The sequence below is a fragment of the Deltaproteobacteria bacterium genome (genome assembly GCA_016875225.1).
Lineage (GTDB): Bacteria > Myxococcota_A > UBA9160 > SZUA-336 > SZUA-336 > VGRW01.
Map to the genome: position 1 here is coordinate 1 of VGRW01000033.1, position 16671 is coordinate 16671.

Genomic DNA, 16671 nt, shown 5'->3' on the forward strand with positions numbered 1-16671 from the left:
CCCCGCGCAGGATGATCTCCATCTGCGCGCGGCGGCGCTCGAGATCCTCGCGGTTCAGCGACAGATCCGTCGCCATCCGATTGAAGCCCGCCACGAGCTGCGCGATCTCGTCGCGTCCACCCTGCTGCACGCGCACGTCGAGATTTCCCGCGCCGACCTCCGCGGTGGCGAACGCGAGCCGCTCGATGGGCTCGGTGACCTGCTTGGCGAGCCGGAAGCCGATCCAGGACGAGAAGAGCACGCTCGCCAGCGTCACCATCGCGAGCAGCATCAGCATGCTGCCCTGGAACGTGCCCTTGTTCGGCTGCAGCCGTTCGTACGCCTCGCGGGCGGCGCGGATCGCGGAGACGCGTTTGCCGATCGCGCGGGGCAGGAAGCGGTTCACGACCACCACACCGACGATCTCGCCCGCCTCGTCGCGGCGGACCGGCACCACGGAGCGCACCAGCTCGCCCGGGCCCGCGCCCTCGACGACGCTGCGCTCCTCGCCGTCGAGCCCGGCCCGGATCAGCGCGGAGCTGGCGGCCTCGAACGCCACCACGGCAACCTCGGGGTGGGTCGCCGTGGCGAGAGCGTCGAGCTTGTCGTCGAAGACCTCGACCACGCCCAGGCCGTACTCGGCCTGCTTCTCCGAGACCAGGCGCTGCAGCGCGGCGGACGACCCGTCTCGGAGCAGGTCGCGCTCGCCGAGCACGCCGGCGATCCGGCGCGCGAAGAACAGCGAGGACTGCTCCGCCTCGGCGTAGTAGGTGTCGGCGACCTCGACCGACTGCCCCAGGCTCTCGGAGAGCTCGAACTCGAACCAGATGTTGACGGCTCGCGACACCAGCAGCGCCGAGAGCACGAAGAGCGCCGACGACGACAGCGCCGTCGCGAAGACGAACGAGATCACGAAGCGCGCGTTCAGCCGCGAGCCGAAGCGCCCGGTGCGCCGATCGATGAAGAGCTTCACCGCGTTGCGCGCGAGCAGGAAGACCAGCAGCCCGATCAGGATGACGCTCGCGTGCACCAGAGCGAGCAGAAGCGTGTCGCTGCCGATCGGCAGCAGCTTCGAGCGCGTGATCAGCGCCTGCTCGACCGCCAGCAGCACCGCGACGACGACGAACGCGAGCGCCGCCAGGCGCCAGTCGCGCCGCCGCCGCCGCCGCTCCGGCGCGGGCAGGCCGGGGCGCTCGTCGATCTTCTGCTCCGAGCCGTTTCGTGCCGCTTTCAAGCCGACGCAACGCTAACGCACCAAAGCCGATCGGCTCAAGCGGAGAAGCGCGCATGGCCGGATCGTAAGCCCACGAAAACCCGCCGCTTTGCAGGTGACTTCCGTCAAGCGCTGCGGGCCGGATTCCGAAGAGCCGGAGGTGCAAACGCGCGCAAAGAATCCGGCGACCGCGGACCAGGAAGAGCGCATCGCGCGACTCCTGAAGAGCTTCTCCACCGACCCGACCGATGGCCGTGCCTTCCGCACGCTGGAGGAGCACCTGTTCCTCGCCGGCTCGTGGCGAGAGCTCGCGGGGGTGTACGAGTGCCGGCTCGGCGTGCTCGCGAGCCCGAGCGACGAACACGCGAATCTGCTCGGCCGACTCGCGAACGTCCTGGCCGACCGCATCGGTGATACCGCCGCCGCGCGTGCGCGCTACGAGGAGCTGCTGCGCGTGCAGCCGCGAAATCCGAGCGCGCTCTCCTCGCTGCGCCGGCTGCTCACGCGCTCGGGTGAGCTGACCAGCGCCCTGCAGCTCGCGGAGCTGGAGGAGGCGCAATCGCTCGAGGCCAAGCCTCGCGCGCGGCTGCTGGCCGAGATCGGAGAGCTCTGGCGCGGCGTCGGCGACGCGGCCGAAGCCCGCAGGCGCTTCGAGGCCGCGCTCGAGCTCGATCCCGGCTGCGCGGCCGCGCTGGCCGGAGTCGCCGCCATGGCCGAACGACCGTCCGAGCCGGCCGACGCGATCGGAGCGCTCGAGCGACGTCTGCCGACGCTCGCCGGCGCCGCGCGCGCGGACGCGCTGGAGCAGATCGTCGCGCTCCTGCCCGCCGCCGAGAGCACCCGCGCGCGCGAGCTGCTCGAGACGCTGCTGCGCGAGTTCCCGGAGCGGCGCGCGCCGCTCGAGCGGCTGATCGAGCTCGAGCGCAGCGCCGCCAACGTGAGCCGCGTGGGAGAGCTGCAGAGCGCCCTCTTCGCGCTCGTCCGCGATCCGGCGGAGCGCGTGCGCCTCGCGCTCGAGGCGTGCACGCTCCAGCTCGACGAGGCGGGCGAGGTCGCGGCGGCGGAGCACTGGTGCGAGCAGGCGAACGGGATCGCGCCGGAGAGCGCCGCCGTACAGAAGCTCCGACTGCGCGTCCATCGCAGGACCGCGAACACCCCCCGCGTGCTCGAGGCGCTCGAGAGACTCGTCGAGATCGAGGGCGACTCGCCGATGCGCCTGCTCGAGATCGCGGTCCTGCACGAGCGCGAAGGGCGCGCCGAGCAAGCGATCGAGTGGCTCGAGCGACTTCTCGCGCGCGACCCCTACGACGACGAATCGCTCGCCATCCTCGAGCGCTGCCTCGCGAGGCTCGGCCGCCACGGCGAGCGCGCCGAGGTGCTCGAGCGGCGCGCAGCGGCGGCGAACAGCAACGAGGCCGCCGCCGACGCGATCGTCGAGCTCGGCAACCTCCACCTGAGCGCGCTTGCCGATCTCGCCGGGGCGGAAGCGTCCTACCGCCGCGCGCTGGAGCAGGTGCCGGGGCACGCGGAAGCGTCCACCCAGCTTCGCGAGCTTTTGCGCAAGGGCGAGCGCTTCGCCGAGCTCGCTTCGCTGCTGGAGCAGATCGCGAAGAGCGCGCCCGCCGGTGCGGAGCGCGCGCGGCTGCTCTGCGAGCTCGCCGAGCTGCAGACGGATCGGCTCGCGGAGCCTGCCGCGGCGCGGCGCAGCTTCGAGGCCGCGCTCGAATCCGACCCGGCCTGCGCGGCTGCGATCGCCGGGATCGACGCGCTGGCAGGCGACGTTCGCGAGCCGGGCGCGAGGATCACGGCCTGCGAGCTCGAGCTCGCGCTCGAGCCGCCCGACGCTCGGGCCGTGGAGCTTCTGGAGCTGCTCGCGCGCGCGGCGCTCGAGCTCGGCGATGCCGCGCGCGCCCGCACGGCCGTCGCACGTTGGGCAACGCTGGCACCGACTCCGGCTTCGCTCGGGCTGCAGGCCGAGCTCGCCCGGGGCGCCTCGGACGAGGAAGGCGAGGCCGCGGCGCTCGAGGGTCTCGAGGTGCTGCTGCAGGCGACGCCGGCCGCCCACGCGCTCGTCTGCCTGCGACTCGCCGAGCTGTCTCTCGGCAGACCCGCGGCCGACGCCCCGCGCGGAGCTGCGTTCTGGTATCGCCGCGCACTCGCGAGCGCTCCCGACGACGCAGAGCTGCGCCGGCGGGTGATCGAGCTTCATCGCCGCACCGGAAACCTTCCGGAGCTCGCAAGCGAGCTGCGCGCGGCGCTCGATCGCGCCGGTAGCGCCGCACCGATCGCGCTCTCGCTCGAGCTCGCACGCGCGCTCGCCGAGCTCGGAAATCTGAGCGAGGCGAGTCGCGTGCTTCAGCCCGCCTTCGAGCGCGCTCCGGAATCCGCGGATGCCGGAGACCTGCTCGAAAGCCTCCTGGCCGAGCAGGATCGCATCGAGGAGCTCTGCGACGTGCTCGCGCTTCGGCTCGCCCACGAGCGCGACCCCGCGCGTCGGCGGGAGCTGGCACACCGCCAGGCCGGGCTGCTGCTCGAAGGCCTGCAGCGGGCGCCGGATGCCGTGGCGGCGCTGCGCGAGTTCGCGGATCCGACGCGCGACGGCCGACTCGAGAGCCTCTTCGCGCGCGCGCTCGACGCCGCCGGTGCCCGCGACGAGCTCGAGTCCTGGCTCGAGATGCGCGAGGCGCACGTCGACCCGCACGAGCGGACGGCCCTGCGGCTCCGACTCGCCGCGCTGAAGGAGCAGGCGGGCCGCCCGCGCGAGGCGATCACCTGTCTTTCGCGCGCCCTCCACGAGGGCGAAGCGGGCGACGCGGTGCGCTCGGTTCTGCTCGGACTGCTGCGCGAGCACGGATCGAGCGAAGAGCAGCGGGCGCTCCTCGACGACCTGATCGAGCGAAGCTCCGATCCCGCGCTGCGCGCAGCGCTCTGGATCGACCGGGCACGGCTCCTCGCGGAGAAGCTGCGCGATCCCGCCGGCGCGCTCGCCGACCTGGAGCGGGCGCAAGCGTCGATTCGCCTCGGCTCCGACGAGCTGCGCCTGGTCGCCGCTCTCTGCGCGTCGCTTTCGGCCACCGAGAAGCAGGCCGCGGCTCTTGCGAGGCTCGCGGAGTCCACGCCCGACGCCGAGGAGCGCCGCAGCACGTTGCTCCAGCTCTCGCAGCTCTTCGCGGAGGGACCGGAATCGGTCCGCAGCGCGGCGCGCGCGGAGGAGACGCTGGGTCGGCTGCTCGCACTGGATCCGGCCGACGCGGACGCGTTCGATCGCATCGCCAGGATCTACGAGACGTCGGGTCGCGGCGAGCCGCTGCGCAGGCTGCTCGCGGAGCGCCTCGCGCAGCCGGCGCTTCGGCCGGACGAGCGCAAGCCGCTCTCCGCCAAGCTCGCCGGGCTCCAGCTCGAGGCCGGCCAGCCCAGCCTGGCCGCCGAGACGCTCGTCGACTGCCGCAGCCGCGCCGACGAGAGCGACGCCGCGCTGGACGAGCTGCTCTTCAGAGCTCTCGACGCCGCCGGAAACTCGGTCGGACAGGCGCGACTCTGCGCGGAGCGGGTGGACGCCTGCGAGGGCGCCGATCGCGTGCGCTGGCTCCGGCGCTGGCTCCGCGCGCTCGAGCGCAACGGGGACGTTCCCGAGTCGCGCCTCGAGCTGATCGATCGGGTGCTCGCGGCGCATCCCGGCGACGGGGATCTGATCGCGGCGCGAATCCCGCTGCTGCGTGAGCTCGGAACCCCGCAGGCCCTCGCCGACGGGCTGGAGCGCACGCTCGCGGGGTCGGGCCCCGCCTCGGCCGCCGAACGTGCCGTGCTCGCGCGGGAGCTGCTGCGGCTCTACGAAGGTCCGCTCGCGAACCGCGAGCGGGCGCTCGCGCTCGTCGAGCGAGAGGTCGCCAACGACCCGGCGCTTCGCCCGCGAGGCCTCGCGGCCGCGCGCGCCCTCGGCAACGCCGAGGCCGAGCTGGCCCTGCTCCGCCCGCTGCTCGCCGACGGCCTGGCCGGCGCGCTCCCTGTGGACGAGCTGCGCGACCTGGGCCTGGCGCTGTTTCGCGCCGGGGAGACCGAACCCTCCTACGCGATTCTGTGTCGAGCCCACGAGCTCGTCTCCCGCGATCGAGAGGTGCTCGCGGCGCTCGAAGCGCTGGCGCGGGGTGCGCGGGACGATGCGCGCCTGGCCGAGCTTCTCGCCTCGCGCTTCCCGCTCGAAGCCGAGGCCTCGCGAGCTCGAATCGCCGCGGAAGCGGCCGCGGTCGCAGCTCGGCGCGGCGACGCGCAGGCCGAGCTTCTCTGGCTGCGCAAGCTGAACGCGCTCACGCCGGGGACGGACGAGAACCTGACCCGCCGGCTCGCGCTCGAGCGATCGGTGGGCACGGCCAGCGGACGTCTCGACGCGATTCTCGCCCTGCTCGCGATCGCGACCGATCCCGAGGAGCGCGCCGAGCTCGAAGCCGCCGGGGGCGAGGTGCTCGTCGAGAGCGGGCGCCTCGCGGACGCGAGCGCCTGTTTCGCGCGCGCTCTGGCCGGCAGGCGTGCGCCGCGGCTTGGCTGGCTGCGCGCGCAGAGCGACCTGCTCGCGCGCCTCGGCCGCACCACCGAGCGCGTGGACGTGCTGCGATTGCTGGCCAGCCATCCCGAGGCCGCGCCCGAGGAGCGCGCGCGTCACCAGCGCGAGCGCATCGAGCTCCTCTCGTCGCATCCGGAGCTGCGCGAAGAGGCCGCGCTCCAGATGCGCATGCTGATCGACTCGGATCCGAGCGCCGCGCGCCCGGCCCAGCTCGAGCGCATGCTCCGCCTGCTGCAGCTCTACCGCGATCTCGGCCGCGACGCCGAGTGGTGCGCGCTCGCCGAGCGCGTGCACGGGCTCTCGCCCGAAGCGGAGCGGGCCTCGCTCGAACGCGAGATCGCGGAGCGGCTCGGCCGCAGGCTGGGCTCGACCGACCAGGCCATCGCCGCGTGGCAGCGCGTGCTGCTGCGCGCGCCCGCCGATTCCGCCGCGCTCCAGGGGCTGTGCGAGCTGCTGCGCAGGCCCGGCGACGAGGCGCGTCGCGCCGATGCGCTCGAGCGGCTCGCGGCGACAGGCCCCGCCGGCGCCGAACGCCTCTGGCTCGACGCGAGCCGCCTGCGCTGGAGCTCGCTCGCCGACGCGCGCGCGGCGCTAGACGACGTCGATCGGGCGCTCGCGCTCGCGCCTCGGCTCGACGGCGCGCACGATCTGCGCTCCGAACTCTGCGCCCACCTCGATCAGCACAGCGAGGAGGCCGCCTCGCTGCGCGAGCTGCTCGACGTCGAGCCGCGCGGCCCCCAGGCCGCCGACCGCTGGCTGAGACTCGCCCAGCTCGCCGCGGCCCGCGACGACGCCGCGCCCGAGGCGATCGCTTCGGCGGAGCAGGCGCTCCTGCTGGCGCGCGGGCAGCGCTCGATGGTGCGCGAGGTGCGGCGGGTCTTCGAACGCGCGCGAGCCTGGGAACGCGCCCGCGATCTGCTTCGAGAAGAGGTCGAGGCTGCGACACGAGCGGAGGCGCCCGCTCTGCTGCGCCGACTGGCCAGGATCGCCTGGGACGAGCTTCGCGACGCGGTGCTCGCCTGCGACGCGCTCGAGGCGATCGAGGCGAGCGAGGCGCTGCGCGTGGACGACCGCGAGCGCTTCGCGGCAGCGCTTGCCGAGCTCGGTCGACACTCCGAGTCGCTGGCTCAGCGCGAGAAGGCGCTGACGGAGGTCGGAGACCTCGCCACCGGCGCAAGCTGGCTCGCGCTCGCGCGCGAGACGATGCAGAGGCTCGACGATCCCGGCCGGACACGCGAGGCCTGCGATCGCGCGCTCGCTCGCGAGCCCCACCTGATCGAGGCGCTCGAGCTCCGCGCCGGCGTCAACGCACGACTCTGCGATCCCGCGCGCGAGCTCGAGGACGTGCTCGAGCTCGCCGAGCTCGAGGCGTCGCCCGTCCAGTCCGCCACCTGGTTCACCCGCGGCGCGGAGATCGCGCGAAACCGGCTTGGCGACGAGGCGCGAGCCGGGGCGCTGTACCGGGCCGCGCTGAAGCGCGATTCGAGCCACCTTCCCGCGCTTCTCGGAGCCGGCGAGCTCGCGCTCGCCCGCGGCGACTGGGCCGAGGCCGAGCGAAGCCACGGGCTGGCCACCGCGCTCCTTCCCGGTACACCGGAAGCTCCGCGGCTCGCCGCAGTGGCGCGTTCGGCCGCGCGGGCCGCGGCCGAGCAGCAGCGCCAGGCGGAGGCGTACCGTTACCTGGAGCTCTCGCTTCAGCAGGAGCCCGACCACCCGGAGTCCCTCGACGCGATCGCGATCCAGTCCCTGCGGCTCGGTGCCTACGAGAAGGCGCGCGACAGCATCGACCGGCGCCTGCGCCGCTCGGATCTCGCGCCGCAGGAGTACGCGGATCGGCTCGTGAAGCTCGCCCAGGCCTGCGAAGGCCTGCAGCAGCTCGATCGCGCCGCAGCGGCTCTCGAAGAGGTACTGTCGATCCGGCCCGCGGACGAGGTCTCTCGGGCGCGCGCCGTCGATCTTCTCGAGCGTCTGGGCGAGACCGAGCGCGCGGTGCTGCAGCTCGACGCCTGGAGCGAGCAGGCGCCTGCGGAGTTCGCCTCGCGGCTGCGCGTGCGCGCAGCCGCTCTCGAGCTCTCGGCGGGCGATCGCGCCAGCGCGCGCGCGCGTCTGGAGGCGATCACCGCGACCGACGCGGCGCCGGACGATGCGTGGACCGCGCTTCTCGATCTGTCGCGCGCCGACGACGTCCCGGCCTCGACGCTCGCGCTCGCAGAGCGCGCCCTCTGCAGCGTTCGGTCGCCTCGCGCGCGCGGCGCGATCCTCTGGCTCGCCGCGGAAGCCGATCTTGCACTGGGCCGCCGCGCTGACGCGGCGCGGCTCGCGATCGAAGCGCTCGGCTGCGACCCGGCCCACCTCCCCGCCGCGCGACTCCTCGCCGCGGAGCTCGGCCAGCTCGAGGACTGGCGACAGGCGGTGGCGCTGCTCGAGCGCGCGCTCGACGTGGCCCACCCGGAACGCACGGTCGAATCGGAGCTGTGGGAGGCAATCGGTCGCGCCTACGCGGGGCCACTCGAGGACATCGAGCGCGCGCAGCGCTGCTACCGGCGCGCGCTCGAGTGCAACCCGCTGCGCTCGAGCGCGCGCGAGGCGCTCGCAGACACGACCGCCTTCGATCCGTCTGCGCACCGCGAGTCGGTCGCTGCACACCGCGAGCTGCTGGCGGCCAATCCAGCGCGACGCAGCTCCTGGCGCGCGCTCGAGCGCATCGCTGAGCACTGGAAGCGAGAGCGCGCGCAGATCACCTGCTCTGCGGTGCTGAAGGCGCTCGCGCCCGCATCGGGGACCGCAGCGGCGCCGCAGATGCTGCTCGCCGAGCTCGGTCCTGCCGGAAACTCGAGCGTCGCGGCGGCGAGCGAGCTCCTCCTGGCCCTTGCCGAGGCAGGCGCCCAGCCAGCAAGCGGCGCGGACGGAGCCGGTATCCCGAAGCTCTCGTTCGGGCTGAAGCGCGAGGTCGCCGCGATCGCCGGCAGCTCCTGGGGTCTTCCCGACGAGGTGCTCAAGAACGCCTGGAGTCAGCCGGGCGAGGACACGGGCCAGCCCGGCGAGGACCTCGGCCGGCGGGCACGCCGTCGCCTGAAGCGCGTCATGCGCAGCGTCGACGCCGAGCTGCTTCGCGCGCTCGAGCCCGAGGTCTGGCGCGCCGAGGTTCTGGCGCAAGCGGCCGCGCGACTGGTCGCCACGAGCGCGATGGACCTACGCGAGCTGCTGCTCGAGCTCACCGAGTGTTGGCCCGCGACGGCCGAGCTGCAGCTGCGCAGCAACGGGGACCTCGCGGCGGGAATCCAGCTCTGCCCGCCCGCCAGGGCGCTCCTGCTCCGGCTCGGAAACGCCACGATCGCCTCGCTCGGACTCTGATCGTCACGCTCGAGCGTGCGACCTCGCGAGCGACGAGGGACGCGAGGCGCTAGACGCGGCCGGGGACGGGCTGCAGCACCGCCCCTTCGCGGGCCGGCTCGCGTTCGCTGCTCGGCGTCTCGAGCGTCCAGCAGCTCGGATTCGCGCGGATCTCGGCGACCAGCGCCTGGTGAAGCTTGTGGCCGCCGCGCACCGCCTTCACGTGGCCCTGGAGGGGCACTCCGAGAAGCGCGAGATCTCCGATCAGATCGAGCACCTTGTGGCGCGCGAACTCGTCTCGGAAGCGCAGGCCTTCGGTGTTCAACACGCGCGTCTCGTCGAGCACGATCGCGTTCGAGAGCGACCCTCCGCGCGCGAGGCCGATCGCCTGCAAGCGCTGCGTGTCCTTCAGGAAGCCAAAGGTTCGCGCGGGAGCGATCTCGCGCGCGAAGAGCTCCGGGCTGATCACCCAGCTCTCGAGCGCCTGGCGGCCGATCACCGGATGGGAGTAGTCGATCTCCACGGAGACCTTGAAGTCTCGAGACGGCAGCACCCGAACCCAGCGATTTCCGTCTCGGACTTCGATCGGGCGGCGGATCACGATCCGGCGCCGCATTCGCGCCTGTGGCCGGACACCGGCCTGCTGGATCAAGTAGACGAACGAGCCGGCGCTGCCGTCCATGATCGGAAGCTCGGGCCCGGAGACCTCGACCGTGCAGTTGTCGATGCCCATTCCACGCAGGGCCGCGACCAGGTGCTCGATCGTCGACAGGCTCGCGCCCTCGTTGCCCAGCGTCGTCGCGAGCGTCGTGTCGGTCACCCATTCGGCACGCGCGGGGAAGCGCGTCGGCTTCTCGAGGTCGGTGCGCACGAACAAGATCCCGGTTCCGGGGGCTGCCGGCCGCAGTGCCAGATCGACCGGCTCGCCGGTGTGCAGCCCGATTCCGGTGCATTGCACACGCGATGCGATCGTATGCTCGACGCCTCTAAGCACGACTACCCCCCGAAATCCGCCCCAAGGCGCCCGGCAAAGGGCCCCCCCACAGGGATGCCCATCCAAAAGCAACCTGCGTGCCAGTTGCCTCGAAAAGCCGGCGGTTCGGCTCCGGATTCAGAAGTGCTCGATCGCACTTGTGATTTGGAGCACATCCCCGGCTTCGCCAAGCCGCGACCGGCGATCGTGTCGCACCTGACACGGATCGAGAGTGACGTTTCAATTACGACGTGACGCGATTATCACGCCTTCGCCAGCCGGTCGAGGTCCTCGATCAGCTCCTTCGCCGTCTGGTAGCGCTCGGCCGGCGCCTTCTTCAGACAGCGCAGGATGATCTGGGAGAGCCCCACGGGGATATCGGCCTTGACGTCGCGAGGATCGGGCGGCGGGGTGTGGACGTGGTGATAGGGGACGTTCCCCTTCTGGAACGGGAGCTCACCGGTGGCGAGCTCGAAGATCGTGACACCGAGCGAGTAGATGTCGGTGCGGTGGTCGACGTCGCGTCCCAGGGTCTGCTCCGGCGACATGTAGAAGGGCGTGCCCGAGATCATCGTCGTGGCGTTGCGCACCTCTTCCATGAGCTTGGCCAGGCCGAAGTCCATGATCTTCACGTGGCGCTCCGCGGTCCACATCGTGTTCGCGGTCTTGATGTCGCGGTGCACGACCTTGCGCCCGTGAGCGTAGGAGAGCGCGGAGGCCATCTGCCGCAGGATGTAGACCACCGCGTTGGCCGAGACCGGTCCGCGCTGGCGCAGGATCTCCTTCAGCGTCGTGCCCTCGACCCGCTCCATCGCCATGTAGAAGCCGTGCTCGGACTCTCCGGCGTCGTAGACGGTGACGATGTTCGGGTGGTTGAGCGCCGCGGCGGCCTTCGCTTCGCGCAGGAAGTTCTTGAGCGCGTTCGGATTCTCGCGCAGCCCCTCGGGCAGAACCTTGTACGCGACCTCGCGCTCGAGGACTGAATCTCGCGCGAGGTACACGACTCCCATCCCGCCGCGCCCGAGCTCCCGCACGATCTCGTAGCGGCTGGTGGCGGGAGCGGGGGCGGTCGGCGCGGTGAGCGGCGGCAGGTCCTCGCTCTGCCTGGCGACCATCCCCTTGCAGCGCTCGAGACAAGCCGCCGCGTCCTTGTAGTGGTAGTCGAACGAGAGAATGCGCTCGAAGATCTCGATCGCGCCCACCAGATCGCCCTGTCGCTCGTGCGCGCGGCCGAGCTCGTAGAACGCATCGACGCTGTTTCGCGCGATCGTCTGCGACCCGGTCGCCTCGGTGAACTTCTTGACCGAAAGGCTGTGCATGCCCTTCTCCTGGAACATTCGCCCCAGGATCGAGCAGGCCTCGCCGTAGTTCGGGCTGTCCGCAGGAATCTGCTGCATCAGGCGGATCGCTCCGTCGGCCTTGCCCTGCTCCGCGTAGAGCTTGCCGGCGGTGAAGGTGTCGCCCGCCTTCTCGAGCATCTCGGCCTGCAGATCGGCGCGACCGGCCCGCGCGTAGGATTCCGCGGCCTCCGCGAACTTCCCGCAGCGCGAATACGCCTCCGCGGCCGGCTCGAGCTGCTCCGCGGCTCGAAACGCCTCGGCGGCGGCCGGAAAGTCGTCGGCGTCGCGGTAGCAGACGCCGGCCTCGCCATAGCGACCGAGCTTCCGGTAGAGATCGCCCGCCGCCGCGTGCTCGCCGGCCTTCCTCAGGTGTTCGACGGCCTCCGCTTCCTGTCCCTTGTCGCGCAGGTACTCACCCAGCGCGCGCGCCGCGCCAACGGCGTCACCGAGGCGTTCGAGCGCCTTGGCGGCCAGGTCGCCTCGCCCGACCCGCAGGAAGAGCTCGGCCGCGCGTTTGAAGTTGCCGGTCTGGAAGGCAATCTTGGCCGCCGGTCCGAACGCCTCGGAGCGCACCAGCATGGCTTCGGCCTCGTCGAAGCGCTCGAGCTTCACCAGGATCTCGGCCGCCTTCTTGGCGATGCCGCGCATCTCCTTGGCCTTCTGCTCGCTCTTCGCGCCAGCGACGCCGCCCTCCTCGTTGAAGGCGGAGAGCAGGCTCTCGGCGGCGAGCGCGTCGGCGCCGGACTTCAGGAAAGCCTGCGCGGCGTGCCGGTGGAAGCCGATCTTCTGGTAGCACTTGCCGGCCTCTCGGTGATTCCCGGCGCGCTCGAACATGTCGCCCGCGACCGAGAACTTGCCGGCGGCGAAGTAGCACTTCGCCGCGTCCTCGTGTCGGCCGAGCTGCGCGTAGATGCGGCCCGCGTGCTCCTCCTTGCCGAGCTTCTTGTAGAGATCCGCAGCCTCGTCGAAACGGTTCTGATCGTGACGGACCTCGGCCGCTCGGCCCAGCAGCTCGGCGCGAAGGAAGATCTCGATCGCCTCCTCCTTCAGGTTGCGCCCGAGGAGGAATTCGCCGGCGGCCTCCGCACCCTGATCCTGCTCGATCTGCGCCGCCTGCTTCAGGATCCGCTTGGACTCCTTTGCCGACGGCGCGCTGAGGTCCGTCTCGGCGGCGCTGGCCAGGGCTGCGGCCTTGGGGCTTGCGGATTTCTTCGCGGTCCGTCCCCGCCTGCGGCCGCGGAAGGCTGGAGCGAGCGCGTAGGCCGCAAGTACGACTGCCGCGCCGAGCATGCCGAAGTGCAGAACCGGAAGGCGCAGGATCTGCGCGCCCGCGAGCCCCGCGCTCAGAGCCTCGTCCGCGGATTGGGCTCCGCGCTCCGAGGTCTCGATCTTCGCGCGAGCACGCAGCCCGGCGGCGAGCCCGTCGCCGCCGCGCGCGAGCACCACGCCCGCGACTCCGCCCATGGCCAGGGGGATCGCGAGCAGCAGGGCGATGACACGCAGACGCTTGCGCACGGCTAGAAGATCGTCCGAAAGCGGCCCGACGTTGAGGCTACCCGCTCCCGCCCAATAGCATGCGGATCGCCAGCAGGACTACGCAGACCGTGAGGGCGGGTCGGAGCAGCCGGTCCCCCGCGCGTGCGCCGATGCGCGAGCCGGCGTAGCCGCCCAGAGCCATCCCCACCGCGAGAAGCAGGCCGTGGCCCCAGACCACCTTTCCCGCCCAGACGAACTGCGCGAGCGCGATGGCGGTAGTGGCGGTGTTGATCGCCACCTTCACCGAGCTCGCCCGCACGAGGTCCAGCCGGCCCACGCCGACGAGCGCGAGCGTGAGCGGAATGCCGACCCCAGCCTGGATGGCCCCGCCGTAGAGCCCGATCGCGAAGTAGATCGCGTGCTGGACAGCTGGCGCCAGGGGAGCGCGTTCCGCGACACCCGCCGGCGGCCGCGGATTCCAGAGGATCAGAGGCAGGGCCAGAAGCATCACCGCGCCGAACCCGCGCGCGAAGAGCTCGTCGTCCAGGCTCGATGCGAGCACAGCCCCGAGCCAGGCCGCGAGGAGCATCACGGGCAGGATGCGCAGGGCCGTGTCGAGATCGCGAAATCCCTCCTGTCGGAAGCCCGCGACAGCGGAGAGCGACTGCGCGAAGACGCCGACTCGGCTGGTGGCGTTGGCGACCGTCGCCGGCAGGCCCATCATCACGAGAAGCGGGACCAGCAGGAACGACCCGCCCCCGGCCAGCGTGTTGATCAGCCCGCCCACGATCCCCGCGCCGAAGAGGATCGCGATCTCCCCCGGGGCGGGAAGCGTCAGAGCAGCTTCTCCTGCCGGGCGTCGCGCGCGGGTGTCACACCGAAGTGTTGGTAGGCGCGCAGGGTCGCGATGCGGCCGCGGGGCGTGCGGTCCAGATAACCTTCCTGGATCAGGAACGGCTCGTAGATGTCCTCGATCGTTCCGCGATCCTCGCCGATCGCGGCCGCCAGCGTGTCGAGGCCGACCGGCCCGCCCGCGTACTTCTCGATCAGCGCGAGCAGAAGCTGACGGTCCATCCGGTCGAAGCCCGCGTCGTCGACCTCGAGCCGGCCGAGCGCAAAGCGCGCGAGCTCCCGCGACACGCCGGCCTCGCCGCCGACCTCCGCGAAGTCGCGCACCCGGCGCAGCAGGCGGTTGGCGATTCGCGGCGTCCCGCGCGAGCGGCGCGCGATCTCGTGCGAGCCGCCGGCTTCGGTCGCGATGCCGAGGATGCGCGCGCTGCGCGCGAGGATCCGCTCCAGATCGTCCGGCGGGTAGTACTGCAGGCGGGCGATCACGCCGAAGCGATCGCGCAGCGGCGAGCCCAGCAGTCCCGCGCGCGTGGTCGCGCCGATCAGCGTGAAGCGCGGCAGGTCGATCTTCACGCTCTGCGCGCTCGGCCCCTGACCGATCACGAGGTCGAGCTTGAAGTCCTCCATCGCCGGGTAGAGGATCTCCTCGACGGCGGGCGCGAGGCGGTGGATCTCGTCGATGAACAACACCGCGCCGGGCTCGAGGTTCGTCACGATCGCCGCGAGGTCCCCTGCCCGCTCGATCACCGGCCCGGCGGTGACGCGGAGCGGCGCCCCCATCTCGCGCGCGATCACGTGCGCGAGCGCCGTCTTGCCCAGACCGGGTGGGCCGTAGAAGAGCACGTGGTCGAGCGACTCGCCCCGCTCGCGCGCCGCTCGGATGAAGACGCGCAGGTTCTCGCGCAGCGCGTCCTGGCCGACGAACTCGTCGAGCGTGGCGGGCCGCAGGCTGTCCTCGATCCCGTGCTCGACGCCAGCGACGTCGGGTCGGAGCATCTCATCCCGCGGCGGCACGCAACGCCTCCTTGATCAGCGTCTCGAGGCTCGATCCCTCCGGCGCGAGCTCGAGCGCGCGGCGCACCGCGCGCTCCGCATGCGGCCGAGGGTAACCGAGGTTGACCAGCGCGCTCTCGGCGGCAGCCGACGCCTCGGGGGCAGCCGCACGCTCCGATCTCGACACGGCTTCGAGCGCCAGCGCCTTCTCGCGCAGATCGATCGCGAGTCGCTCGGCGGTCTTCTTGCCGACTCCGGGGATCCTGGTGAGCGCGACGACGTCCCCGGCGCGCAGCGCGGTGAGCAGCCGGCCGACGGGAAGACCGGAGAGGATCCCGAGCGCGAGCTTCGGGCCGACGCCGCTGGCCGCGATCAGCAGCCGGAACAGGACGCGCTCGAGCTCGGAACCGAAGCCGTACAGCTGGAGCGCGTCCTCGCGCACGTGGGTGTGGATCTGCAGGCGGACCGTCTTGCCCTCGTCGGGCAGCTCGAAGAAGGTCGAGAGCGGCACGCGCACCTCGTAGCCCACGCCATGGACGTCGAGCACGACGCCCTCGGGCTTCTTCTCGACGAGTGCGCCTTCGAGCCGCGCGATCAAGGCGCGCGCACCAAGCCGCGAGCGGGCGCGACGACGCGCGCGCGCAGTCGCGCGCTCATGCCGTGACAGATCGCGATCGCGAGCGCGTCGGCCTCGTCGCTCGGCGGCGGCGCGGTCAGGCCGAGCAGGCGCTGCACCATGCGCATGACCTGCGACTTGTCCGCGCGTCCGTAGCCGGTGACTGCGGTCTTGACCTGCGCGGGGGTGTACTCCGCGGCGCCGAGCCCCGCGCTTCCGCAGGTCGCCAGCGCTACGCCGCGCGCGTGGCCGAGCACGAGCGCGCTGCGAACGTTGCGCGCGCTGAAGATCGACTCGATCGCCGCGCACTCCGGAGCGAGCTCGGCAATCGCGCCTGCGAGCTCGCTCTGCAGCTGCGCGAGCCGCGCCGCGAGCGTCTCTCCGCGCGCTCGGATCGTGCCGCCGGCGATCCTGCGCAGCGTCGATCCCTCGACGCTGACCACGCCGTAGCCCGTGGCCACAGAGCCCGGATCGATTCCCAGGACCCGCACTCGACCCCCCGGCCGAACCGACGACCGACGCGAGTCTACACAGAAGCGCTGCGACCAGCGAGGCTCGCGCGCCCGAGCTCCGCTCGGGCTCCTAGCCCGCGCTCGCCGCCGCCAGCAGCTCCGCGTCCGAGACGTCGAAGTTCGCATAGACCGCGGCCACGTCCTCGTGCCCGTCGAGCTCCTCGTAGAGCTTGAGCATGAGCTCCGCGTTCTTGCCGGAGATCGTCACGGTGGAGCTCGGCACCATCTGGATCGACGCCCGGGCCGGCGCGAAGCCCCGCCCCTCGAGCGCGGCCTTGACGCCCTCGAAGCTCTCGGGCGAGGTCTGCACGAGCAGCGCCTCCTGCTCGTCGACGATGTCGAGCGCGTTCGCCTCGATCGCGGCCTCCATCAGCGCGTCGGCGTCGACCGAGCCGCGGTCGAACTCGAGCACGCCGCGTCGGTCGAACATGTACGCGACGCAGCCGTTCGTGCCGAGATTGCCGCTGAAGCGGCTGAAGATGAAGCGCAGCTCGCCGACCGTTCGGTTGCGATTGTCGGTCAGGGTATCCGCGATCACGGCCACGCCGCCGGGGCCGTAGCCCTCGTAGCGGATCTCCTCGATCTGGTTGCCCTCGAGCTCGCCGGTCCCCTTCTTGATCGCGCGCTCGATGTTGTCCTTCGGCATGTTCACGCCGCGCGCCTTCTGCATCGCAAGGCGCAGGCGCGGATTCGCGTCGGGATCGCCACCCCCGAGGTTCGCCGCCATGCTGATCTCGCGGATCAGCTGGGTGAAGAGCTTGCCGCGCTTGGCGTCCGCAGCGCCCTTCTTGCGCTTGATGGTCGCCCATTTCGAGTGACCGGACATGCG

9 protein-coding genes are annotated in these 16671 nt (G+C 72.1%); 1 reads left to right on the forward strand and 8 read right to left on the reverse strand.

All coding sequences use genetic code 11. The annotated features are described in order from the left end of the window. Window positions 1-1213, reverse strand: a 1213-nt coding sequence (locus tag FJ108_09855; GenBank protein MBM4336205.1) for a HAMP domain-containing protein, incomplete at its 3' end; no start/stop codon positions are given. A 139-nt stretch (window positions 1214-1352) separates the two neighbouring features. Here FJ108_09855 and FJ108_09860 point away from each other — a divergent pair. Next, window positions 1353-9104, forward strand: coding sequence for a hypothetical protein (locus FJ108_09860; GenBank protein MBM4336206.1), 7752 nt, complete (start codon window positions 1353-1355; stop codon window positions 9102-9104). Between the two features lie 49 nt (window positions 9105-9153). Here the strand turns inward: FJ108_09860 and FJ108_09865 are convergent, their stop codons facing one another. The 7 genes from FJ108_09865 to FJ108_09895 form a co-directional block, all read right to left on the reverse strand. Then, a complete protein-coding gene (locus FJ108_09865; GenBank protein MBM4336207.1) occupies window positions 9154-10077 on the reverse strand; it encodes a UDP-3-O-acyl-N-acetylglucosamine deacetylase in 924 nt (307 codons plus the stop codon). A gap of 242 nt (window positions 10078-10319) precedes the next feature. Beyond that, on the reverse strand, window positions 10320-12911 hold the full coding sequence (locus FJ108_09870; GenBank protein ID MBM4336208.1) for a tetratricopeptide repeat protein: 2592 nt from the start codon (window positions 12909-12911) through the stop codon (window positions 10320-10322). 37 nt (window positions 12912-12948) lie between these two features. Continuing rightward, window positions 12949-13710 carry a sulfite exporter TauE/SafE family protein gene (locus FJ108_09875; GenBank protein ID MBM4336209.1) on the reverse strand — a complete coding sequence of 254 codons (762 nt, stop codon included), beginning with the start codon at window positions 13708-13710 and terminating at the stop codon, window positions 12949-12951. Beyond that, complete coding sequence (ruvB, locus tag FJ108_09880) at window positions 13707-14717, reverse strand: Holliday junction branch migration DNA helicase RuvB (protein ID MBM4336210.1); 1011 nt, start codon at window positions 14715-14717, stop codon at window positions 13707-13709. Before ruvB ends, FJ108_09875 begins: the two co-directional genes overlap by 4 nt. A 1-nt stretch (window position 14718) precedes the next feature. Beyond that, a complete protein-coding gene (gene ruvA / locus FJ108_09885) occupies window positions 14719-15312 on the reverse strand; it encodes a Holliday junction branch migration protein RuvA (GenBank protein MBM4336211.1) in 594 nt (197 codons plus the stop codon). Then, window positions 15309-15968, reverse strand: coding sequence for a crossover junction endodeoxyribonuclease RuvC (ruvC, locus tag FJ108_09890; protein ID MBM4336212.1), 660 nt, complete (start codon window positions 15966-15968; stop codon window positions 15309-15311). The genes ruvA and ruvC overlap by 4 nt, the downstream gene beginning before the upstream one ends. After that, window positions 15913-16668 (reverse strand): YebC/PmpR family DNA-binding transcriptional regulator, encoded by a 756-nt coding sequence (locus tag FJ108_09895; protein ID MBM4336213.1) that lies wholly within the window; start codon window positions 16666-16668, stop codon window positions 15913-15915. Before FJ108_09895 ends, ruvC begins: the two co-directional genes overlap by 56 nt. Window positions 16669-16671: the final 3 nt, after the last annotated feature.